Below are 22,253 nucleotides of genomic sequence, written 5' to 3'. Positions count from 1 at the left end.
TTTTTCCCGAGGCGCGATGCAGAAACAGGGTTATAACCTAGTGAACTCTATCAACCGCGTTCAGGAAGGCGAAGAAGCGCCGAAACTGATGATCAGCTGTGAAGTTGGCGAGAAGGCCAAGGTCAACGACGGCCCATTCGAGGATTTTGATGGCATGGTCGAAGGCGTGGATGACCAGATCCAGAAGCTGAAAGTTTCGGTCTCGATCTTTGGTCGGGAAACACCGGTGGAGCTGGACTTTACGCAGGTTACGAAGCAGGGCTAAACGCTCAGTGCCTGGAAATGGAACGCCCGCTCTGCCCAAAACACTGCGGCGCCTTTTTGGCAAGAAACGGTTGCAACACTCCGAGGTTAGGGCCGACCGGGAATGAGCTCCTGTTGCTGAAGCACCGTCAATACATCCAGAATTGTTGACGGGCTGACATCAACAGACCCGTCAAGCAATATACCAAGTCCACCGTCTCCGATCTCGCGCGGGCCACCGCTTTCGTAGACCGGATCAAGTGAAGCGAGTTCTGCCGGCAATTCCGGGCACAATGGGGTTTCGTTGAGCACAAGATCTACAGCTGCCAGCATCAGTTCTTTTACGGACTCGAGGGTGTCGTCTTCCAAGATTTGTTCGCGCTGCGCTTCCGGCGCCGTGAGTGTGAGATCGATTAGTTTGATGTAGGCGCAATTGTCGCGCAGTTCGACAGTCGCTTCGGTGGACATGTTCGCCAGAATGGAATTCTTTTCTTGGCCGCGTTGAAAATCGCGCTCACTGGTGCGGCTGCACTCAAAGAGTGTAACAGTAACCTCGCCGTCTAAATCAATTGCATCGTCCTTGGCCCCAAAGCTTATGTCATCTAGCCTGACTTGCAGACCGCAATTATCGACTATCGCGTTGTCAGCCAGTCTTTCGGGCACAATTTTCTGTGCGCCCCGTAAGTCGAGTAATGCTCCGACGCCTATCCGTGTAGTGTCAACGGCAGTTAGGGTCAGATTTAGCTTGTAGGGCAAATCCGTATCGCGAACTGGCAATGTCGCGTCGATGATAAAATCCACCTGTTGGGCGTATGGGGCTCGGGCACCTACAACGGCTGCCATCAAGACTGGGATAATTAACCAAAGTCTCATTCAGCAAACTCCAAAACACCAAGGTTCTTTAGACCCGCAAGAACTTTGACTATTGTCTCGGCGCTTACGTCGGCTGATCCAACAACAGCAGCGCCCATTCCCCCGGGTGCAACTTCACGTGTTCCACCAGACTCGTAAATTGGATCAAGAACCGTGAATTCTTCTGGCAGTGGTGGGCAAACCGGGTTGGCTGCCAGAAACTCTCCACCCTTTTCAAGGACCGCTTCGTTGATGCGGTCGGTCAGCCCGAAAAGATTGGTAACAGTTCCGATGAACCCACGCGGGCTGAGGTCCGCGCTTTCGATACTGAATGTAAGGCATTGGCCCTTAACTTCCGCCTTGGCGACAGCAATTGCATCTACCGTGGCCCCAAAATATTGAAAGCCCGGTTCTTCATTCCGTTTGCACCGCGTGAATTGAGCCCGAGCCGAACCCTCGACCTTTACGGTTTCGCCGATGGCGGTGACGTCTCGGATGTCGAGATAGATCTGGCGCTTACAGGTTTCTTCCAACGGACCGGTCAGTATTTGCGGTGCCTTTTCCTGCAATCCGCGCAAATCCATGAACGCCCGCAATCGCAGCCGAGTTGGGCTGGATTCCTCCAGGCCGGCGTAGACTGTGAAGGGGACCGGAATATCGCGCAGCGGAACTTCCTTGGTCAGCTTGACCTGAAACTGACCCGAATAGGTGCTGGGATCAATTCCTGTCGCAGCGAAAGCAGCATCGGTGTTGGACGCGCTGGTTTGGGAAGTTGCGCCGGACGCACCACCCTGATCCTGCGCTTTGCTGCCGCATCCGGGCAACATAGCTAAGAGCACGCATATCAGTAGCCCCTTGTTTAGCCGAGATGACGCCATCCCTGATCACTTCTTTTGTAGCCAATTTGCTCCAAGATACCCGCCTTGTTTTCTGACGCAACTTATGTATTCAGATAAATTATTCTGTTTGACTGTTCCCAAAAGCCACTGAGGTCCGGTCAATACAAAAAGTCAAACTGGCAATAGCGCGACATCCACTTGCCAACCCCACAATTCCACTATAAATGCCGCCTCTATCGTCTTCGGGCGAGATTCTCTCGTGGGAGGTTGCTGGGATCGCGATCCCGATCGGACCACGCAACATAGTCTGGGTGAAACGCGTTTCACCCGAGTTGAAAGGAAAACCAAATGGCCAAGAAGCTTGCTGGTACAATGAAGCTGCAGGTTCCTGCAGGTCAGGCGAACCCGTCGCCGCCAGTTGGTCCGGCGCTGGGTCAGCGCGGCATCAACATCATGGAATTCTGCAAGGCGTTCAACGCCAAGACTGCAGACATGGAGCAAGGCGCGCCTTGCCCGACCGTAATCACCTATTATCAGGACAAGTCCTTCACTATGGACATCAAGACGCCGCCCGCGTCTTATTACCTGAAAAAAGCGGCTGGCCTGAAGCCGGTTGGCAAGCGGAACCGCCCCCGCGGCGCGGAAAACCCCGGTCGTGAGACCGTGGCCACCGTGACCTCGAAGCAGGTTCGCGAAATCGCCGAAGCCAAAATGAAAGATCTGAATGCCAACGATATCGAAGGCGCAATGCAGATCATCCTGGGCTCGGCCCGCTCCATGGGCATCGAGGTGAAGTAAGATGGCAAAACTTGGTAAACGCACCCGCGCTGCGCGCGAAGCTGTCGCCGGCAAGGAAAACCTGTCGGTCGAAGATGCAGTTGCCCTGGTCAAAGCCAATGCAACCTCGAAATTCGACGAGACCATCGAAATCGCGATGAACCTGGGCGTTGACACTCGTCACGCAGACCAGATGGTTCGTGGCGTTGTCGGTCTGCCCAACGGCACCGGTAAAGCGATGCGCGTTGCTGTGTTCGCGCGCGGTCCCAAGGCGGACGAAGCGAAAGAAGCAGGCGCGGATATCGTTGGCGCAGAAGACCTGATGGAAACCATTCAGGGCGGCACCATCGAATTCGATCGCTGCATTGCCACCCCGGACATGATGCCCATCGTTGGCCGTCTGGGAAAGGTTCTGGGCCCCCGCAACCTGATGCCGAACCCCAAGGTTGGCACCGTGACCATGGACGTGAAAGCGGCCGTGGAAGCAGCCAAAGGCGGTGAAGTTCAGTTCAAGGCGGAAAAAGGCGGCGTTGTGCACGCAGGCGTTGGCAAAGCGTCGTTCGACGAAGCCAAGCTGGCCGAAAACGTCCGTGCTTTCGTCTCGGCTGTGGCCAAGGCCAAGCCGTCGGGCGCTAAAGGCACCTACATGAAAAAGATCGCACTGAGCTCGACCATGGGCCCCGGTGTGACCCTGGATGTGGCGGCTGCGTCGGGCGAATAAGCCCTTCCGTCAATGCAGATTTGAAACCGGGTTGCCGAAATGCAGCCCGGTTTTTTGCGTTTACAGGTAAGCGCGCAGAACCTCTGCTTCTCGAGCGCTGATGGTCGCGGCCGCGGTTTCGCCGAAAGCAGAGACACCGAATTTCAACATTGGAAACAGGGTCAGAATCTCGGACAGTTGGGCCTCTGACAGGGCGTGTTTGGCGGTGTCGCCAAAGAAATAGCTTTCAGTCAGTGCCCCGTTCGAGCGAACGATATGGTGCCGGTCGAACATGAAATGCGTGTAGGTGATACTGTCCATTTCGCAGATTTCAACGCCAGGCAGGCCGCACAGGTGTTTGGCGGCAACGAAGACTTCGGATGAGCCGAACAGCATGTCGGTGACGGGGGCCGAGACGAGTACCCGGTGCTGTGGCGACAAGATAAGCTTGCGGCTGTTTCCAATCGCATCTTTTTCGATGACGACAGGGGCAAAGGCGCCGGTGCCTTGCACTTCGGTTGTGCCGATCCATAGAATGGGTTGGAACCCGGCGTCGCGGGTCCAGACCATTTGACCTTTTTTCAGCAGGGCTACGTCGACTTCGCCATCGACGGTTTCGATCAACGTGCCGGGGCCAAAGCAAGGGATATAGTCATCATAGGAAGACGACCCGGCGTTGGAACCGGAAATCTTGATGTAGGACGTGCCGGGTGTCAGCGGTTCGGATGTTGCAAACCCCCAAACGTCCGAGGTGATGCCATTTTGCGAAAAGACATAAATCTCGATCTCGGGGCCGGTAGGTACTCCGTTTTCGTCGAGGGCGCGGACAACGATTATGGATTCGGATTCGACCTGGGTACCGTCGGCGACGATACCGCCACCATCCGTGATGACGTGCCCGGCTTCTTGGTCATCGTTGAAGACGTTAGGGCTTCCGCTGGTGTCATCCAGCGTGACAGTGGTGCCAAAGCCTCCGGAGTATTCAAAAATCGTTCCGTCGGGGGTGTCCGAGTTGTTGATGATCGGATCGCCTTCAATCGAGCTGTCGGGGCTGGACGTGACGATCAGAGCTTCACTATCCTGGGCAAAAAAGCTGCGAAGTACCATTGAATACGAACACCTGTAGCTGCTGAAGATCCGGATCACGGATCATTTTTTCGAGGCAATCTGGACCAAAATATTGGTGCAGGTCGAGAGGGTAAATATCAAAACCTTTCCATGTCGTTACAAAAAAGCGTCAGTGTAGTCAGGGCTTTTGGAACGCAAGACGCAACCGGTCGCCGAGCCTTTGCCGCCTGTCCTCATCATAGGCGCTATATGGGTGATCAGCTTGCCAAAGGGACAGCCAGTCAATCAATAGTCGGGCACGCAGACAGAAATCGAGGACGTCCATACGGAACGGATGGCGATATCGACGTAGGAACATCTGTTTGTTGGCTTGCACGATTCCACTGCGGTCAATGGCGTCGGTCGGCGCGTTGCGGAATACATCTGATTTCAAGAAGTCTACAATATCATAAACCGCCAGTTTTTCGCGGGTTTCAGTAAAATCCAGCCCGACCATCTGCCCTTGCCCGACAATCAGGTTCTGGCTGTGGAAATCACCATGGGCCAGGACCTGGGTCTCGGGCGCGCCCCTCAGGCCAGCCATCTCGGCCAACAGCACCCTGAGCATGACGTCACTTTCTGCTCGAACCGAAGGTGGAACCTGTGCGTTTAACTCTGCAATCAGGTCAGTCATCCATTTGGGGCGAAATCTGTACTCCTTGGACGGACGGAAAGAATGTAGATCGTTCAGCCACGCGCCGGCGCGGCGATAGATCTGGGCGACTTGGGTGTCATCTATGCTGTTGTGGATCAGGTCTGCGGCGGTTGGTCGGTCGATGAAGGGGGTGACAAAGAACGCCTGAGACGGCGAAAGATAGACCGGGTGCACGACGTCGGAATCTTTCATAGGTGAAAAATACTCCGACAAGGCGGTGAGGTGGTCGAATTCCTGTTTCAGTCGTCCGGTGCCAGGGGAGTCGACGTCGATCTTGAGGGCGTACACCTCATGAGCAGCACGCAGTTTAATCACCATACGCGTGTCAGGAAAGTCATGAGATCGGTAGATGCAATCGAACGCACCAACCGGATTGGCCCCGATTTGCCGGGCGAACTCGTCCACATAGCGAGAGGCGCGGTGAAATTCTTCGTCCGAAAGAGGGTGCATTCTTGGAGGGAACCGTGTCCAGGCGTGTCTGATAATCTGCCCAATGGACGGGCAGTTGCAGCCCTTGTCAATGCCATGGCAAAACCGCGCCCAATCCGCAATTTACCTCTTGGAAACCCACGCCATCTGCCCTAAAGAGACTTGCGGAGTAAAGCGTGCGATTCGTCGTGCGCTTTATTTCGTTTCGTCCAAGACGGTGGGTGGTGCCATATGGCCCCTTAATCTCCTGCCTGAGACGGGTAAGACCAAAGAATTCTGAGGGTCGCGATCCTCGGGCGCATTTTGGCCAATCCCGTAACAACGGACCTGAACGCTGTGGTTTCGACCGCAGCAAATATGAGCCGGGATGTCCAACATCCCAAACTTGGAGAGAACTGTGGATAGAGCCCAGAAAGAGAAAGTGGTCGAGGAACTCGGCCAAATCTTCGAAAGCTCTGGCGTCGTAGTGGTAGCTCACTACGCCGGTCTGACAGTTGCCGAGATGCAGGACCTTCGCGCACGTGCTCGTGACGCGGGTGGCGCCGTGCGTGTTGCCAAGAACAGGCTCGCCAAAATCGCCCTCGACGGAAAGCCATGTGAGAGCATCGCTGACCTGCTGACGGGTATGACCGTTCTGACCTATTCCGAGGACCCCGTGGCAGCAGCCAAGGTGGCCGAGGACTTCGCCAAGGAGAACAAAAAGTTCGAAATCCTTGGCGGTGCAATGGGCGAGAACGCTCTGGACCGCAAAGGCGTCGAAACAGTTTCGAAAATGCCGTCTCGCGAGGAGCTTATTGCTTCGATCGTGGGCTGCATTGGCGCACCTGCTTCGAACATCGCCGGCGCGATTGGCGCACCTGCAAGCAACATCGCAAGCATCCTTTCCACCATCGAAGAGAAGGCGGAAGCTGCGTAAGCGGTTGGCACTGAATGATCTGCGTAGGGAACACTCCCTGACGTTGGAACACACACTGTAAACGGAAAGAGCTGATAAAATGGCTGATCTGAAAGCACTCGCAGAAAGCATCGTGGGTCTGACCCTGCTGGAAGCACAAGAACTGAAAACCATCCTCAAAGACGAATACGGCATCGAGCCCGCAGCTGGCGGCGCCGTAATGGTTGCAGCTGGTGGCGACGCCGGTGGCGCAGCTGAGGAAGAAAAAACCGAATTCGACGTCGTTCTGAAGAACGCCGGCGCTTCGAAAATCAACGTGATCAAAGAAGTTCGCGGCATCACCGGTCTGGGCCTGAAAGAAGCCAAAGAGCTGGTTGAAGCTGGCGGCAAGATCAAAGAAGGCGTTGACAAGGCAGAAGCCGAAGAAGTCAAAGCCAAGCTGGAAGCAGCTGGCGCCGAAGTCGAGCTGGCCTAAGCCAATCGACAGGTGCATCGCTGATGCGCCGAAAATTCAGGCTGGGCCCAGAGAAATCCGGGTCCAGCCGAACCTGTCTTAGAAAGGGCCTCATATCTTGGGGCGTTTTCTAAGACACGGTTTTCGGATCGGGAGGCCACCTTCGGGACGGTGGCCACGAATTGATCCGGACGTGTCGTCTCGATTGTGCAAGATGCCGGGGCCCGACGGTGTCTTTGCCCGCTGAGAACATCGAAAGGTGACATCTGACATGGCTCAAACGTTCCTTGGCCAGAAACGTCTTCGTAAATATTACGGCAAAATCCGCGAAGTTTTGGAAATGCCGAACCTCATTGAGGTCCAGAAATCTTCATATGATCTTTTCCTGCGCTCCGGCGATGCAGAACAGCCCACAGATGGCGAAGGCATCAAAGGCGTGTTCCAGTCGGTTTTCCCGATCAAGGATTTCAACGAAACCTCCGTGCTGGAGTTCGTGAAATACGATCTGGAAAAACCCAAATATGACGTCGAAGAGTGCATGCAGCGCGACATGACCTACAGCGCGCCGCTGAAGGTTACTCTGCGTCTGATCGTGTTTGATGTTGATGAGGACACTGGCGCCAAGTCGGTCAAAGACATCAAGGAACAGGACGTGTTCATGGGCGACATGCCCCTGATGACACCGAACGGAACGTTCATCGTGAACGGCACCGAGCGTGTAATCGTCAGCCAGATGCACCGCTCGCCCGGTGTGTTCTTTGACCACGACAAGGGCAAGACCCACTCGTCCGGTAAACTGCTGTTTGCTTGTCGCATCATCCCGTATCGCGGCAGCTGGCTGGATTTTGAGTTCGACGCCAAGGACATCGTGTTCGCCCGTATCGACCGTCGCCGCAAGCTGCCTGTGACCACCCTGCTGTACGCACTGGGTCTGGACCAGGAAGCGATCATGGACGCGTATTACAACACCGTGTCCTACAAGCTGGACAAGAAGAAAGGCTGGGTCACGCCGTTCTTCCCCGAGCGTGTGCGCGGGACCCGTCCGACATACGACCTGATCGACGCGAAATCAGGTGAAGTGATTGCCGAAGCGGGCAAGAAAGTCACGCCGCGCGCCGTGAAGAAGCTGATAGACGAAGGCAACGTCACCGACCTGCTAGTTCCCTTCGACAACATCGTCGGCAAGTATGTCGCAAAGGACATCATCAACGAAGAAAACGGCGCGATCTATGTCGAAGCCGGTGATGAGCTGACTCTGGAATACGACAAGGACGGCGACCTGATCGGTGGCACCGTCAAGGACCTGATGGATGCGGGCATCACCGACATCCCGGTTCTGGACATCGACAACGTTAATGTCGGTCCCTACATGCGCAACACTATGGCTCAGGACAAGAACATGAGCCGCGAAACCGCGCTGATGGACATCTACCGCGTCATGCGTCCGGGTGAGCCGCCCACCGTCGAAGCGGCCTCGGCCCTGTTCGACACTCTGTTCTTCGACAGCGAGCGCTATGACCTGTCCGCTGTTGGCCGCGTGAAAATGAACATGCGTCTGGCACTGGACGCGCCTGACACTCTGCGTACCCTGCGCCGCGAAGACATCGTGGCCTGCATCAAGGCGCTGGTTGAGCTGCGTGACGGCAAAGGCGACGTGGACGATATCGACCACCTCGGCAACCGTCGTGTGCGCTCGGTGGGCGAACTGATGGAGAACCAGTACCGCGTCGGTCTGCTGCGCATGGAGCGCGCGATTAAAGAGCGTATGTCGTCAGTCGAGATCGACACCGTCATGCCTCAGGACCTGATCAACGCGAAACCGGCTGCGGCTGCTGTTCGTGAATTCTTCGGCTCGTCGCAGCTGTCTCAGTTCATGGACCAGACCAACCCTCTGTCTGAAGTCACCCATAAACGCCGCCTCTCGGCGCTTGGCCCCGGTGGTCTGACACGTGAGCGTGCAGGCTTTGAAGTGCGCGACGTTCACCCGACCCACTACGGCCGGATGTGCCCGATTGAAACGCCTGAAGGTCCGAACATCGGTCTGATCAACTCGCTGGCCACCTTCGCCCGCGTGAACAAGTATGGCTTCATCGAAACGCCCTACCGCGTCGTTAAAGACGCCGAGGTGACCGATGAGGTTCACTACATGTCCGCGACCGAGGAAATGCGTCACACCGTGGCGCAGGCGAACGCGACTTTGGATGCGGATGGCAAGTTCATCAACGATCTGGTGTCGACCCGTCAGGCCGGTGACTACACCCTTGCCCCGCGCGAGAATGTTGACCTGATCGACGTGTCGCCGAAACAGCTGGTGTCGGTCGCTGCATCGCTGATCCCGTTCCTTGAAAATGACGACGCCAACCGCGCTCTGATGGGCTCGAACATGCAACGTCAGGCGGTTCCGCTGCTGCGGGCCGAGGCACCGCTGGTTGGTACCGGCATTGAGGAAAAGGTTGCGATTGACTCGGGCGCTGCGATTCAGGCGAAACGCGCCGGTATCATCGACCAGGTCGATGCCCAGCGTATCGTTATCCGCGCCACCGAAGATCTGGAACTGGGCGACGCTGGCGTTGACATCTATCGTCTGCGCAAATTCCAGCGGTCAAACCAGAACACCTGCATCAACCAGCGTCCGCTGATCAAGGTGGGTGACACCGTCCAGAAGGGCGAGGTCATTGCCGACGGTCCGTCGACCGACATGGGTGAACTGGCGCTTGGTAAGAACGTGGTCGTCGCGTTCATGCCGTGGAACGGTTACAACTACGAAGACTCGATCCTGATCAGTGAACGTATCGCGCGTGATGACGTCTTTACCTCGGTCCATATCGAGGAATTCGAAGTCGCCGCCCGTGACACCAAGCTGGGTCCGGAAGAGATCACCCGCGACATCCCGAACGTCGGTGAAGAAGCGCTGCGCAACCTCGACGAGGCGGGCATCGTTTACATCGGCGCGGATGTTGAGCCGGGCGATATTCTGGTCGGCAAGATCACTCCGAAGGGCGAAAGCCCGATGACCCCGGAAGAAAAGCTACTGCGCGCCATCTTTGGTGAAAAAGCATCTGACGTGCGCGACACCTCGCTGCGCGTGAAACCGGGTGACTACGGTACGGTCGTTGAGGTTCGCGTCTTCAACCGTCACGGCGTCGAGAAAGACGAGCGTGCGCTGCAGATCGAGCGTGAGGAAGTCGAACGTCTGGCCCGTGACCGGGACGACGAGCTGGCGATCCTGGACCGCAACATCTATGCGCGTCTGCAGGGCCTGATCCTGGGTAAAACCGCTGTGAAAGGCCCGAAAGGCGTCAAGCCGGGCTCGGTAATCACCGAGGAACTGCTGGAAACCCTGACCCGCGGCCAATGGTGGCAACTGGCGCTGGAAGGTGAGCAGGACGCACAGATCGTTGAGGCTCTGAACGAGCAGTACGAAGTGCAGAAACGCGCTCTGGACGCCCGTTTCGAAGACAAGGTCGAGAAAGTCCGCCGTGGCGATGACCTGCCCCCGGGTGTGATGAAGATGGTCAAAGTCTTCATCGCCGTGAAGCGTAAGCTGCAGCCGGGCGACAAAATGGCCGGTCGTCACGGGAACAAAGGTGTGATCTCCAAGGTTGTTCCGATGGAAGACATGCCGTTCCTTGCCGATGGTACTCCGGTTGACTTCTGTCTGAACCCGCTGGGTGTGCCGTCGCGTATGAACGTTGGTCAGATCCTTGAAACCCACATGGGTTGGGCCGCGCGCGGTCTGGGTCTGAATATCGACGAAGCTCTGGGTGAATACCGCCGTTCCGGCGACCTGACCCCTGTGCGCGAAGCGATGAAGCTGGCCTATGGCGAGAATGTCTACGAAGAAGGCATCACCGGTCTGGACGAGGATGGCCTGATCGAGGCTGCGGGCAACGTAACCCGCGGTGTTCCGATCGCAACCCCGGTCTTTGACGGTGCCAAAGAGGCTGACGTCAACGACGCGCTGGTGCGTGCCGGCTTCTCGGAAAGCGGTCAGTCGGTTCTGTTCGACGGTCGTACCGGTGAGCAGTTTGCACGTCCCGTGACCGTGGGCATCAAGTACCTGCTGAAACTGCACCACCTTGTGGACGACAAAATCCACGCGCGTTCGACCGGGCCGTACAGCCTGGTTACCCAGCAGCCGCTGGGTGGTAAGGCGCAGTTCGGTGGTCAGCGCTTTGGTGAGATGGAAGTCTGGGCTTTGGAAGCTTACGGCGCCGCCTACACCCTGCAGGAGATGCTGACGGTGAAATCGGATGACGTCGCCGGCCGGACGAAGGTCTATGAGTCGATCGTCAAGGGCGAGGATAACTTTGAAGCGGGCGTACCGGAATCGTTCAACGTTCTGGTTAAAGAAGTCCGTGGCCTCGGCCTGAATATGGAACTCCTGGATGCGGAGGTTGAGGAGTAAGGGCGCTGCCCTTTCTCCCGTCCCCCCTTCCGCAAGATTTGAGGTAACAAATGAACCAGGAAATCACCAACAACCCGTTCAACCCGCTGACGCCCCCGAAGGTCTTTGACGAGATCAAGGTCTCGTTGGCGTCGCCCGAGCGGATCCTGTCTTGGTCCTATGGCGAGATCAAGAAACCCGAAACCATCAACTACCGGACGTTCAAGCCCGAGCGTGACGGCCTGTTCTGCGCGCGTATCTTTGGCCCGATCAAAGACTACGAATGTCTGTGCGGCAAATATAAGCGGATGAAGTATCGCGGCGTTGTCTGCGAGAAATGCGGTGTGGAAGTCACCCTGCAGAAAGTCCGCCGCGAGCGTATGGGCCACATCGAACTGGCAGCACCCGTTGCGCACATCTGGTTCCTGAAATCGCTGCCGTCCCGTATCGGTCTGATGCTGGACATGACGCTGCGCGATCTGGAACGCGTTCTGTACTTTGAAAACTATGTTGTCATCGAGCCCGGTCTGACCGACCTGACCTACGGACAGATGCTGACTGAAGAAGAGTACATGGACGCGCAGGATGCCTATGGCATGGACGCGTTCACCGCCAATATCGGTGCCGAAGCGATCCGTGAGATGCTGGCCCAGATCGATCTGGAAGCCGAAGCCGAGCAGCTGCGTGCTGATCTGGCCGAAGCAACCGGCGAACTGAAGCCCAAGAAGATCATCAAGCGTCTGAAGGTTGTTGAATCCTTCCTCGAGTCGGGCAACCGGCCTGAATGGATGGTGATGACCGTGATCCCGGTCATTCCGCCGGAACTGCGTCCGCTGGTTCCGCTGGATGGTGGCCGTTTCGCGACTTCGGATCTGAACGATCTGTACCGCCGCGTCATCAACCGGAACAACCGTCTCAAGCGTCTGATCGAACTGCGCGCGCCTGACATCATCGTGCGTAACGAAAAGCGGATGTTGCAGGAATCCGTGGATGCTCTGTTCGACAACGGCCGTCGTGGCCGCGTGATCACCGGTGCCAACAAGCGTCCGCTGAAATCGCTGTCGGACATGCTGAAGGGTAAGCAGGGTCGCTTCCGTCAGAACCTTTTGGGGAAACGCGTCGACTTCTCGGGCCGTTCGGTCATTGTGACCGGTCCGGAACTCAAGCTGCACCAGTGTGGTCTGCCCAAGAAGATGGCGCTGGAACTGTTCAAGCCGTTCATCTACTCGCGCCTTGAAGCCAAGGGTCTGTCTTCGACCGTGAAACAGGCGAAGAAACTGGTCGAGAAAGAGCGCCCCGAAGTGTGGGATATCCTCGACGAGGTGATCCGCGAACACCCCGTCATGCTGAACCGTGCGCCGACGCTGCACCGTCTTGGCATTCAGGCGTTCGAGCCGGTTCTGATCGAAGGTAAAGCCATCCAGCTACACCCGCTGGTCTGTTCGGCCTTTAACGCCGACTTCGACGGTGACCAGATGGCCGTTCACGTCCCGCTGAGCCTTGAGGCGCAGTTGGAAGCCCGTGTTCTGATGATGTCGACGAACAACGTTCTGTCGCCTGCAAACGGCGCGCCGATCATCGTTCCGTCGCAGGATATGATCCTGGGTCTCTACTACGTGACCCTGGAACGTGAAGGCATGCCGGGCGAAGGCAAAGTGTTCGGTTCGATCGACGAAGTTCAGCACGCGCTGGATTCCGGCGAAGTGCACCTGCACACCAAGATCACCGCGCGGATCACGCAGATCGACGACGAAGGCAACGAAGTTCAGAAGCGCTATGAGACCACTCCGGGCCGTCTGCGCCTGGGTGCCTTGCTGCCGATGAACAACAAAGCGCCGTTCGATCTGGTCAACCGTCTGCTGCGGAAGAAAGAAGTGCAGCAGGTGATCGACACCGTCTACCGTTATTGCGGTCAGAAAGAGTCGGTTATCTTCTGTGACCAGATCATGTCGATGGGCTTCAAAGAAGCGTTCAAGGCGGGCATCTCGTTCGGTAAGGACGACATGGTCATTCCCGATGACAAATGGGGCATCGTTGATGACACCCGCGGTCAGGTGAAGGACTTTGAACAGCAGTACATGGACGGCCTGATCACTCAGGGCGAGAAGTACAACAAAGTTGTCGATGCCTGGTCGAAGTGTAACGACCGCGTCACCGAGGCGATGATGTCGACGATCTCGTCGTCGGATCGGGCTGAGGACGGCTCCGAGCAGGAACCGAACTCGGTCTACATGATGGCCCACTCGGGTGCGCGTGGCTCGGTCACTCAGATGAAACAGCTGGGCGGTATGCGCGGCCTGATGGCCAAGCCGAACGGTGACATCATCGAAACGCCGATCATCTCGAACTTTAAAGAAGGTCTGACCGTTCTCGAGTACTTCAACTCGACCCACGGTGCCCGTAAGGGTCTGTCGGATACCGCTCTGAAGACGGCGAACTCGGGTTATCTGACCCGTCGTCTGGTGGACGTGGCACAAGACTGTATCGTTCGTGAGATCGACTGTGGCACAGAACGTGCAATCACAGCCGAAGCAGCCGTGAACGACGGTGAGGTTGTTGCCTCGCTGGCCGAACGTGTGCTGGGCCGTGTGGCGGCTGACGATGTTCTGCGTCCGGGCACCGATGAGGTGATCGTCGCAGCAGGTCAGCTGATCGACGAACGTATGGCCGACACCATCGACGAGGCCGGTGTTGCGTCGATGCGCATCCGTTCGCCTCTGACCTGTGAGTCCGAGGAAGGCGTCTGTGCAACCTGCTATGGTCGTGACCTTGCACGCGGCACCATGGTCAACACGGGTGAAGCTGTCGGCATCATCGCCGCGCAGTCGATCGGTGAACCCGGTACTCAGCTGACTATGCGGACCTTCCACATCGGTGGTGTTGCGCAAGGTGGTCAGCAGTCGTTCCAGGAAGCCAACCAGGAAGGTGTTGTTGCGTTCGAGAACCCGCAGATTCTGATCAATGCCGCAGGCGAAAGCCTGGTCATGGGCCGGAACATGAAGCTGGTTATCAACGACGAACACGGCGAAGAGCGTGCCAGTTTCAAGCTGGGCTATGGTTCCAAGCTGTTCGTCAAGGATGGTGCAACCGTTGCCCGTGGCGACAAGCTGTTCGAATGGGACCCGTACACCCTGCCGATCATCGCCGAGAAAGCCGGTACTGCGAAATACGTTGACCTTGTTTCGGGCCTTGCTGTCCGCGACGAGACCGACGAAGCAACCGGTATGACCCAGAAGATCGTGATCGACTGGCGCGCCGCCCCCAAAGGCAGCGACCTCAAGCCCGAGATCATTCTGGTCGGTGAAGATGGCGAGCCGGTCCGCAACGATGCGGGCAACCCGGTTCACTATCCGATGTCGGTGGATGCGATCCTGTCGGTCGAAGACGGTCAGACCGTCGAAGCCGGTGACGTTGTCGCGCGTATCCCGCGTGAAGGTGCCAAGACCAAGGACATCACCGGTGGTCTGCCGCGCGTGGCCGAACTGTTCGAAGCCCGCCGTCCAAAAGATCACGCGATCATCGCAGAAGCCGATGGTTACGTGCGCTTTGGCCGCGACTACAAGAACAAGCGCCGCATCAGCATCGAACCGGCGGACGATTCTATGGAGACCATCGAGTACATGGTACCCAAGGGCAAGCACATCCCGGTCGCCGAAGGGGACTTCATCCAGAAGGGTGAATACCTGATGGACGGTAACCCGGCTCCGCACGACATCCTTTCCATCATGGGTGTCGAAGCGCTGGCGGATTACATGATCGACGAGGTGCAGGACGTCTATCGTCTGCAGGGCGTGAAGATCAATGACAAGCACATCGAGGTCATCGTGCGCCAGATGCTGCAGAAGTGGGAGATCCTGGATTCAGGCGACACCACCCTGCTGAAAGGCGAGCATGTCGACAAGCAAGAGTTTGACGCGGCCAACGAGAAGACCATCGCCCGCGGTGGTCGTCCGGCACAAGGCGAGCCGATCCTTCTGGGGATCACCAAAGCCTCGCTGCAAACGCGTTCGTTCATCTCGGCGGCGTCGTTCCAGGAAACCACTCGTGTTCTGACCGAAGCTTCGGTTCAGGGCAAGAAAGACAAGCTGGTTGGCCTGAAAGAGAACGTCATCGTCGGTCGTCTGATTCCCGCCGGTACCGGTGGTGCCACTCAGGCCGTGCGTCAGGTCGCCCAGACCCGCGATAACGTCGTCATCGAAGCCCGCCGGGAAGAGGCCGAAGCCGCCGCTGCTTTGGCTGCGCCGCTTATCGACGACGACATGGTCGGGGATGAGCTGGACATCGTGGTCGACGCCCCCGAAAGCCGCGAATAAATCAAGAAAATAGAGAAGTAGAAAAGGCCTCTGCAAAATTGCAGGGGCCTTTTTTGCCCTCTGGGGTCAACGGCAAACGCGTCGGGCTGGAAGGCGACAGACTTCATTCAAACGCGCAAAACATACGCTTTAACGGGATCAGCCTTGCCTTTGAGGTTAAATGTACGTTGTTCGGCTATCTCAGGCTTACTGGTTAGATGTTCAGAGAAGGCTTCGGAATAAACCAGTTCCCGCGGTCCGGCTTCTGCTTGAAAGCGGGCGGCTATGTTCACAGTGTCACCAACCGCCGTGAAGTCTTTGGCTGCACCGGTCTGGATTGAACCCACGTTTGCAGTTCCCAGTGTCATGCCAACCCCGACATCAAGTGGCAGCTTACCTTTGTCCAAACCCGCCACCAACCTTTTTGCGGCTGCCAGCATCTTGTCTGCCGTGTGCTCACTTAGTGAGGGCAATGGCACGGGGTAGATCGCCATAATCTGATCGCCGATATATTCCACAATCGCGTCATCGCGGGTGATTTCTTGCGTCGCGATCTCGTAGAACTGTGTTAACACGCGGGTTACCTCGTCAGGGGCATGAGATTCAGACCAGGCCGTAAAACCTCGAAGATCGGCGAATAGAATTCCGACCTCAAGATTGATGGTTACGGCAGGCAAAGCTGTGAAACAGCTTTGGCAAAAGTTGGGATTTTTGGAGGAAGGTTTGATGCCAAGGGCTTTCCCCAATCCTTCAAACGGCACAAGGCAAAATCGACAACGGGGTGAAGACGGCAAAAACCGTGTAATTGCACGGACCCGACCAACAAATCCCGTCATGCACAGATTCAGGATAAGCGGATTATCGTCCGAAGAAAGTCTGCTGACGATCCAAGCGTCGTGGTTATAGATATACCATACGAATGCAGCCGTCAGCAGGATGCACAGCAATGCTCCGAGCAAAACTGAGTAGAGAACGGCCGAGATAATCGAGAGCGTTAGAATGATAACGCCGACAGAGATTACTCCGATTTCAAACAGACGAGCGTTCCGCATTACGAGGCACCGGTTTGAACAAAAGCAGTATACATGATTTTCCAGTTTCTAGGTGTTTTGTTCCTTCGCATATCGTCGATGGGTTGGCGGTAAGACGTCTTGACAAGAACTGACGTGATCTTGCCAATGTCTTCTATTTGGAAGTTTTGGATACTTTGGATGACCCCAAACATAAAAGGCGCCCTACTGATGATGGGCAGTATGGCGGCCTTTACCATCAACGATACGCTGATCAAGCTGGCAGGTGCCGAAGTGCCTTTGTTCCAGATGGTGGCCATGCGCGGGGTTTTGGCGACGGTTCTTGTGTATCTCATGGCGCGCAACCTGGGGGCGCTGCATCTGAACTTCCCGCGGCATGACAAGTGGCTGATCGGAGCGCGCAGCCTGGCCGAGTTGTCGGCCACGTTCTTTTTCCTGACCGCTCTGTTGCATATGCCGCTTGCCAATGTGACGGCGGTCTTGCAGGCGCTGCCGCTGACCGTGACTTTGGGCGCGGTTCTGTTTTTTCGCGAACAGATCGGGTGGCGGCGCATTCTGGCTATCGGGATGGGGTTTGTGGGGATGCTGCTGATCGTCCGACCAGGTCCGGAGGGGTTTAGCATCTATGCGATTTACGCGCTGATCGCCGTGATCTCGGTCACGGTGCGGGATCTAATCACGCGGCGCATGTCTAGTGAGGTGCCGTCGCTGGTTGTGACGCTGGCCACAAGCGTCACCATCACCGTTTCGGCCTCGATTGCGACCGTATCAACAGGTTGGGTGCCAGTTTCGCCCGGAGCGGGCGTGATGGTGGGGACGGCGGCGGTGTTTGTACTGATGGGCTATCTGTTCAGCGTCATGGTTATGCGCGAGGGCGATGTGGGGTTCATCGCGCCGTTTCGTTACTCCAGCTTGCTTTGGGCCCTGGGTTTGGGTTGGGTCGTGTTCGGAGACTGGCCAGACGCTGTAACCATGGCAGGTGCCGCGCTGGTCGTGGGTGCCGGGCTTTTCACCCTATTCCGTGAGCGGGCCGTTCACCCACCCGAGTGAACGCGGCGCACGGCGTCCTGATCGATGGCAAAGCGGGCGATGAACTCGCCCTCTTGTTCGAGGGTCAGGGGGGCAAGCTGGGTGTTGCTTTTGCGGGCATGGGGTGAATCGTTGAACGAATTTAGTGTGCGCACCCACATTGGCGCGTCGGGATAGCTGATCACCGGCATGTAGTTTCCGATCCGGTGATGCCCGAAATTCATGATTGTCAGATCGCTACCACCCCGAACGTACATGGCAAACCCGATCCCCAGCAGCGGTTGAAATACCTGCGTGGCGTGAATGCCCTCGGGCCCGAACCGCGCCAGAAACCCTTGGTTATAGTCGATGGCGACCGTTTTGTGGTTGCGCATCAGCGCACCGCCTTCGTCAGCGGCGATACGTAGCCGTTCGACGAAATCCACCGACACGGCGTCGTCGTCGTCATGGCGAAACTGGATACAGGGCGCGTTGGGGTCGTGACGCGCAGCGTTCAGGATCTCTTTCATCACCCGGCGGTGGCGCATGGGGCGACGGGCGATGATCTGCACCTGCTTCATGCCTGTGGTCAGGTCGTGCAGCCGATCAAAGGCGGGTTTCGGTAGGCAATCCCCGATCACGATGAGCAATTGGAAATCCTCATCCGTCTGTTCGCGCAGACAGGGCAGGGTGGTGGTTTCGAACAGGCGAAACCTCTCTTCCAGCCGGGTAGGGTGGTAGAGATAGGCGCGCCGTTCCTCAATCGTGTCATGTTCGACCTGAAAGCCGCCATGAGCGGGGTAGGAAAAGCGGCACAGGCCGATGATTTGCATGGGTCATCCGTAGTGCGTGGCGTTGTGGCTGACTATGCCCCTGCGGTCGCAAACTCGCAACGGTCAGCAGTACTGGCGGCCGACAATCGGACCGGATATATCAGCGCAAAGCGGCCTGTCGTGCGGTGGGTCCGGTGTACTGTTGACACTTGCGCCGACTCCCCCTATTACGCGCCCATCTCGGTACCGGGGGCCGCCCCAAAACCGATCTCAGTAATGGACTGGTCAAGACCCGGACAATTTTGCAGTTCGCGTCCTCTGATAACCAACCGCGACGTTCACCTCGGAATGGGAACGCTCGCGGGTTTTGCGCTTGTGGACGCATGAGCGCAGCAAAGTTTAACCGCACGCAATGCGCGTGCATGTCATGTGTGTTGCAAAACGGGGAAGAAACCGGAATGCCAACTATTCAACAGCTGATCCGCAAACCGCGGCAGCCCAAAGTAAAACGCTCGAAGTCCATGCACCTGGAGCAGTGCCCGCAGAAACGCGGCGTCTGCACCCGTGTGTATACCACCACACCGAAAAAGCCGAACTCGGCTATGCGTAAGGTTGCCAAAGTGCGCCTGACCAACGGGTTCGAGGTCATCTCGTACATCCCCGGTGAAAGCCACAACCTGCAGGAGCACTCGGTTGTTCTGATCCGTGGCGGCCGTGTAAAAGACCTTCCCGGTGTGCGTTACCACATCCTGCGCGGTGTTCTGGATACTCAGGGCGTCAAAGACCGTAAGCAACGTCGTTCGAAATACGGCGCGAAGCGTCCCAAGTAAGAAGGAGAGGCTGATATGTCACGTCGTCACGCCGCCGAAAAACGCGAAGTCCTGCCTGACGCCAAATTTGGCGACAAGGTTCTGACCAAATTCATGAACAACCTGATGATCGACGGCAAGAAGTCGGTCGCAGAGCGCATCGTTTACAACGCGTTTGACCGCGTTGAGAACAAAATCAAGCGCGCACCTGTCGAAGTGTTCCACGAAGCGCTCGACAACATCAAACCGTCGGTCGAGGTTCGCTCGCGCCGGGTTGGTGGTGCAACCTATCAGGTTCCGGTCGAAGTACGCCCCGAGCGCCGCGAAGCACTGGCCATCCGCTGGCTGATCACCGCCGCGCGCGGTCGCAACGAAAACACCATGGAAGAACGCCTCGCCGGTGAGCTGCTGGACGCTGTACAGTCCCGCGGTACTGCCGTGAAGAAGCGCGAAGACACCCACAAGATGGCCGAGGCGAACAAAGCCTTCAGCCACTACCGTTGGTAATCCAGAGGCTTATCCAAAATGGCACGCGAATATCCGCTCGAACTATACCGTAACTTCGGTATCATGGCGCACATCGACGCAGGTAAGACCACCTGCTCGGAGCGTATCCTGTATTACACTGGTAAATCTCACAACATCGGTGAGGTGCACGATGGTGCAGCCACCATGGACTGGATGGAGCAGGAGCAGGAACGCGGCATCACCATCACTTCGGCTGCGACCACCACTTTCTGGGAGCGCACCGAGGACGGTAAAACCGCCGATACCCCCAAGCACCGCCTGAACATCATCGACACCCCCGGCCACGTTGACTTCACCATCGAAGTTGAGCGTTCGCTGGCGGTTCTCGACGGTGCCGTCTGCGTTCTGGACGCAAACGCCGGTGTTGAGCCCCAGACCGAAACCGTGTGGCGTCAGGCTGACCGCTACAAGGTTCCGCGTATGGTTTTCGTCAACAAGATGGACAAGATCGGCGCAGACTTCTTCAACTGCGTTCGCATGATCGAAGACCGCACCGGTGCACGCGCCGTTCCGGTTGGCATTCCGATCGGCGCCGAGTCCGAGCTGGAAGGTCTGATCGACCTGGTCACCATGGAAGAGTGGCTGTGGCAGGGCGAAGATCTGGGCGCAAGCTGGATCAAAGCTCCGATCCGCGACAGCCTGAAAGACATGGCTGATGAATGGCGCGGCAAGATGATCGAAGCGGCCGTCGAAATGGACGACGACGCGATGATGGAATACCTGGAAGGCAATGAGCCCGACGTTCCGACCCTGCGCGCCCTGCTGCGCAAAGGTACTCTGGACATCGCGTTCGTTCCGGTTCTGGGTGGTTCGGCGTTCAAGAACAAAGGCGTTCAGCCTCTGCTCAACGCTGTGATCGACTATCTGCCCAGCCCGCTGGACGTTGTTGATTACATGGGCTTCAAACCCGGCGACGAGGAAGAAGTTCGTGACATCGCCCGTCGTGCTGATGACGACATGGCCTTCTCGGGTCTGGCGTTCAAAATCATGAACGACCCCTTCGTTGGCTCGCTGACCTTCACCCGGATCTACTCGGGCACCATGAACAAGGGTGACTCGATCCTGAACTCGACCAAAGGTAAGAAAGAGCGCATCGGTCGTATGATGATGATGCACTCGAACAACCGGGAAGAGATCGAAGAAGCATTTGCAGGCGACATCATCGCGCTGGCAGGTCTGAAAGACACCACCACCGGTGACACCCTGTGTGACGCGAAGGATCCGGTGGTTCTGGAAACCATGACCTTCCCCGATCCGGTGATCGAGATCGCAGTTGAGCCCAAAACCAAGGGCGACCAAGAGAAGATGTCCCAGGGTCTGGCCCGTCTGGCCGCCGAAGACCCGTCCTTCCGTGTGGAAACTGACCTGGAATCCGGTCAGACCATCATGAAGGGCATGGGCGAACTTCACCTGGACATCCTGGTTGACCGTCTGAAGCGCGAGTTCAAGGTTGAAGCGAACATTGGTGCACCGCAGGTGGCCTATCGTGAAACCATCTCGATGCCGGTTGAACACACCTACACCCACAAGAAACAGTCGGGTGGTTCGGGTCAGTTTGGTGAAGTTAAGCTGGAAATCCAGCCGACCGAGCCAGGCGAAGGTTATTCGTTCGAAAGCCGCATCGTTGGTGGTGCCGTTCCGAAGGAATACATCCCGGGTGTTGAAAAAGGCATCAACTCGGTCATGGATAGCGGCCCGCTGGCTGGCTTCCCCGTGATCGACTTCAAGGTTGCCTTGCTGGACGGTAAGTTCCACGACGTTGACTCGAGCGTTCTGGCGTTCGAAATCGCGGCCCGTATGTGTATGCGTGAAGGCATGCGCAAAGCTGGCGCGAAGCTGTTGGAACCGATCATGAAGGTCGAGGTGATCACCCCGGAAGAATATACCGGCGGTATCATCGGCGACCTGACCTCGCGTCGTGGCCAGGTGTCTGGTCAGGAACCGCGCGGCAACGCGATCGCGATCGATGCGTTCGTTCCGCTGGCGAATATGTTCGGCTACATCAACACTCTGCGTTCGATGTCGTCGGGCCGTGCCCAGTTCACCATGCAGTTCGACCACTACGATCCGGTTCCGCAGAACATCTCGGACGAGATTCAGGCGAAATACGCATAACCAAAGATTTGAGGGAGCTCCGGTCAGGGGCTCCCTTCATTACCGAAAAAGGAGGCCATCATGGCAAAGGAAAAGTTTGAGCGTACAAAACCGCACGTCAACATCGGCACGATTGGCCACGTTGACCATGGTAAGACCACGCTGACCGCAGCGATCACCAAGTATTTCGGTGACTTCAAAGCGTATGACCAGATTGACGGTGCGCCGGAAGAGAAAGCGCGCGGCATCACCATCTCGACCGCCCACGTGGAATACGAGACCGAGAACCGTCACTACGCGCACGTTGACTGCCCCGGCCACGCCGACTACGTCAAGAACATGATCACCGGTGCTGCCCAGATGGACGGCGCGATCCTGGT

Annotated in this window: 17 protein-coding genes and 1 pseudogene; 12 read left to right on the top strand and 6 right to left on the bottom strand. The window is 57.0% G+C overall.

All coding sequences use genetic code 11. From position 1 onward, the window contains the following. Positions 1–16: 16 nt before the first annotated feature. Positions 17–265 (top strand): annotated as a pseudogene (locus AC2FJ6_RS16300) (transcription termination/antitermination protein NusG); the annotation flags it as partial. An 86-nt stretch (positions 266–351) separates the two neighbouring features. Here AC2FJ6_RS16300 and AC2FJ6_RS16295 read toward each other — a convergent pair. Continuing rightward, the gene (locus AC2FJ6_RS16295) at positions 352–1,116 is read right to left on the bottom strand and encodes a hypothetical protein (RefSeq protein ID WP_170774653.1); all 765 of its coding nucleotides are present in this window, start codon (positions 1,114–1,116) and stop codon (positions 352–354) included. After that, positions 1,113–1,922, bottom strand: a complete 810-nt coding sequence (locus AC2FJ6_RS16290) for a hypothetical protein (RefSeq protein WP_170774651.1) — start codon at positions 1,920–1,922, stop codon at positions 1,113–1,115. Before AC2FJ6_RS16290 ends, AC2FJ6_RS16295 begins: the two co-directional genes overlap by 4 nt. A gap of 360 nt (positions 1,923–2,282) precedes the next feature. Here AC2FJ6_RS16290 and rplK point away from each other — a divergent pair, with 360 nt between their 5' ends. Both rplK and rplA read left to right on the top strand, forming a co-directional pair. After that, entirely contained in the window at positions 2,283–2,732 is a 450-nt protein-coding gene (rplK, locus tag AC2FJ6_RS16285) for a 50S ribosomal protein L11 (RefSeq protein WP_170774649.1), read from the top strand. 1 nt (position 2,733) lies between these two features. Continuing rightward, entirely contained in the window at positions 2,734–3,432 is a 699-nt protein-coding gene (gene rplA / locus AC2FJ6_RS16280) for a 50S ribosomal protein L1 (RefSeq protein ID WP_170774647.1), read from the top strand. Between the two features lie 60 nt (positions 3,433–3,492). Here rplA and AC2FJ6_RS16275 read toward each other — a convergent pair whose 3' ends face one another. Together AC2FJ6_RS16275 and AC2FJ6_RS16270 are read right to left on the bottom strand one after the other, a co-directional pair. After that, the gene (locus AC2FJ6_RS16275) at positions 3,493–4,518 is read right to left on the bottom strand and encodes a Hint domain-containing protein (RefSeq protein ID WP_170774645.1); all 1,026 of its coding nucleotides are present in this window, start codon (positions 4,516–4,518) and stop codon (positions 3,493–3,495) included. A 139-nt stretch (positions 4,519–4,657) separates the two neighbouring features. Beyond that, complete coding sequence (locus tag AC2FJ6_RS16270) at positions 4,658–5,623, bottom strand: phosphotransferase (protein ID WP_170774643.1); 966 nt, start codon at positions 5,621–5,623, stop codon at positions 4,658–4,660. 376 nt (positions 5,624–5,999) lie between these two features. Here AC2FJ6_RS16270 and rplJ point away from each other — a divergent pair, with 376 nt between their 5' ends. The 4 genes from rplJ (at position 6,000) to rpoC (ending at position 15,651) form a co-directional block, all read left to right on the top strand. After that, a complete protein-coding gene (rplJ, locus tag AC2FJ6_RS16265) occupies positions 6,000–6,518 on the top strand; it encodes a 50S ribosomal protein L10 (RefSeq protein WP_170774641.1) in 519 nt (172 codons plus the stop codon). 79 nt (positions 6,519–6,597) lie between these two features. Continuing rightward, positions 6,598–6,972: a 50S ribosomal protein L7/L12 gene (gene rplL, locus AC2FJ6_RS16260; RefSeq protein WP_480697906.1), complete on the top strand. Its 375-nt coding sequence runs from the start codon at positions 6,598–6,600 to the stop codon at positions 6,970–6,972. A gap of 250 nt (positions 6,973–7,222) precedes the next feature. Beyond that, on the top strand, positions 7,223–11,359 hold the full coding sequence (rpoB, locus tag AC2FJ6_RS16255) for a DNA-directed RNA polymerase subunit beta (RefSeq protein WP_170774639.1): 4,137 nt from the start codon (positions 7,223–7,225) through the stop codon (positions 11,357–11,359). A gap of 50 nt (positions 11,360–11,409) precedes the next feature. Beyond that, on the top strand, positions 11,410–15,651 hold the full coding sequence (rpoC, locus tag AC2FJ6_RS16250) for a DNA-directed RNA polymerase subunit beta' (protein WP_170774638.1): 4,242 nt from the start codon (positions 11,410–11,412) through the stop codon (positions 15,649–15,651). Positions 15,652–15,758: 107 nt separating this feature from the next. Here rpoC and AC2FJ6_RS16245 read toward each other — a convergent pair whose 3' ends face one another. Further along, positions 15,759–16,682, bottom strand: coding sequence for an adenylate/guanylate cyclase domain-containing protein (locus AC2FJ6_RS16245; protein ID WP_170774636.1), 924 nt, complete (start codon positions 16,680–16,682; stop codon positions 15,759–15,761). A gap of 159 nt (positions 16,683–16,841) precedes the next feature. On the opposite strand from AC2FJ6_RS16245, the gene AC2FJ6_RS16240 reads away from it, so the two are divergent. Then, positions 16,842–17,711 carry a DMT family transporter gene (locus AC2FJ6_RS16240; protein ID WP_170774634.1) on the top strand — a complete coding sequence of 290 codons (870 nt, stop codon included), beginning with the start codon at positions 16,842–16,844 and terminating at the stop codon, positions 17,709–17,711. Here AC2FJ6_RS16240 and AC2FJ6_RS16235 read toward each other — a convergent pair. Beyond that, positions 17,696–18,502 carry a putative rhamnosyl transferase gene (locus AC2FJ6_RS16235; protein WP_170774632.1) on the bottom strand — a complete coding sequence of 269 codons (807 nt, stop codon included), beginning with the start codon at positions 18,500–18,502 and terminating at the stop codon, positions 17,696–17,698. The genes AC2FJ6_RS16240 and AC2FJ6_RS16235 overlap by 16 nt on opposite strands. Positions 18,503–18,900: 398 nt before the next feature. Here AC2FJ6_RS16235 and rpsL point away from each other — a divergent pair, with 398 nt between their 5' ends. The 4 genes from rpsL to AC2FJ6_RS16215 all read left to right on the top strand — a co-directional run. Beyond that, positions 18,901–19,272, top strand: coding sequence for a 30S ribosomal protein S12 (gene rpsL / locus AC2FJ6_RS16230; RefSeq protein WP_005621086.1), 372 nt, complete (start codon positions 18,901–18,903; stop codon positions 19,270–19,272). Positions 19,273–19,287: 15 nt separating this feature from the next. Then, positions 19,288–19,758: a 30S ribosomal protein S7 gene (gene rpsG, locus AC2FJ6_RS16225; RefSeq protein ID WP_039529242.1), complete on the top strand. Its 471-nt coding sequence runs from the start codon at positions 19,288–19,290 to the stop codon at positions 19,756–19,758. 18 nt (positions 19,759–19,776) lie between these two features. Beyond that, positions 19,777–21,894, top strand: a complete 2,118-nt coding sequence (gene fusA, locus AC2FJ6_RS16220) for an elongation factor G (RefSeq protein WP_170774631.1) — start codon at positions 19,777–19,779, stop codon at positions 21,892–21,894. Between the two features lie 60 nt (positions 21,895–21,954). Then, positions 21,955–22,253, top strand: a 299-nt coding sequence (locus AC2FJ6_RS16215) for a GTP-binding protein (RefSeq protein ID WP_496669525.1), incomplete at its 3' end; no start/stop codon positions are given.

Source organism: Ruegeria sp. CDSA089, from assembly GCF_059612205.1.
Note: the sequence above shows the minus strand (reverse complement) of the source record. Positions and strands in the feature narration are given on the sequence as shown.

Bases quoted from the DNA above. Each gene is read 5' to 3' on its own strand.
- AC2FJ6_RS16295 (WP_170774653.1), bottom strand. From the start codon at position 1,116: ATGAGACTTTGGTTAATTATCCCAGTCTTGATGGCAGCCGTTGTAGGT.
- AC2FJ6_RS16290 (WP_170774651.1), bottom strand. From the start codon at position 1,922: ATGTTGCCCGGATGCGGCAGCAAAGCGCAGGATCAGGGTGGTGCGTCC.
- rplK (WP_170774649.1), top strand. From the start codon at position 2,283: ATGGCCAAGAAGCTTGCTGGTACAATGAAGCTGCAGGTTCCTGCAGGT.
- rplA (WP_170774647.1), top strand. From the start codon at position 2,734: ATGGCAAAACTTGGTAAACGCACCCGCGCTGCGCGCGAAGCTGTCGCC.
- AC2FJ6_RS16275 (WP_170774645.1), bottom strand. From the start codon at position 4,518: ATGGTACTTCGCAGCTTTTTTGCCCAGGATAGTGAAGCTCTGATCGTC.
- AC2FJ6_RS16270 (WP_170774643.1), bottom strand. From the start codon at position 5,623: ATGCACCCTCTTTCGGACGAAGAATTTCACCGCGCCTCTCGCTATGTG.
- rplL (WP_480697906.1), top strand. From the start codon at position 6,598: ATGGCTGATCTGAAAGCACTCGCAGAAAGCATCGTGGGTCTGACCCTG.
- rpoB (WP_170774639.1), top strand. From the start codon at position 7,223: ATGGCTCAAACGTTCCTTGGCCAGAAACGTCTTCGTAAATATTACGGC.
- rpoC (WP_170774638.1), top strand. From the start codon at position 11,410: ATGAACCAGGAAATCACCAACAACCCGTTCAACCCGCTGACGCCCCCG.
- AC2FJ6_RS16245 (WP_170774636.1), bottom strand. From the start codon at position 16,682: ATGCGGAACGCTCGTCTGTTTGAAATCGGAGTAATCTCTGTCGGCGTT.
- AC2FJ6_RS16240 (WP_170774634.1), top strand. From the start codon at position 16,842: ATGACCCCAAACATAAAAGGCGCCCTACTGATGATGGGCAGTATGGCG.
- AC2FJ6_RS16235 (WP_170774632.1), bottom strand. From the start codon at position 18,502: ATGCAAATCATCGGCCTGTGCCGCTTTTCCTACCCCGCTCATGGCGGC.
- rpsL (WP_005621086.1), top strand. From the start codon at position 18,901: ATGCCAACTATTCAACAGCTGATCCGCAAACCGCGGCAGCCCAAAGTA.
- rpsG (WP_039529242.1), top strand. From the start codon at position 19,288: ATGTCACGTCGTCACGCCGCCGAAAAACGCGAAGTCCTGCCTGACGCC.
- fusA (WP_170774631.1), top strand. From the start codon at position 19,777: ATGGCACGCGAATATCCGCTCGAACTATACCGTAACTTCGGTATCATG.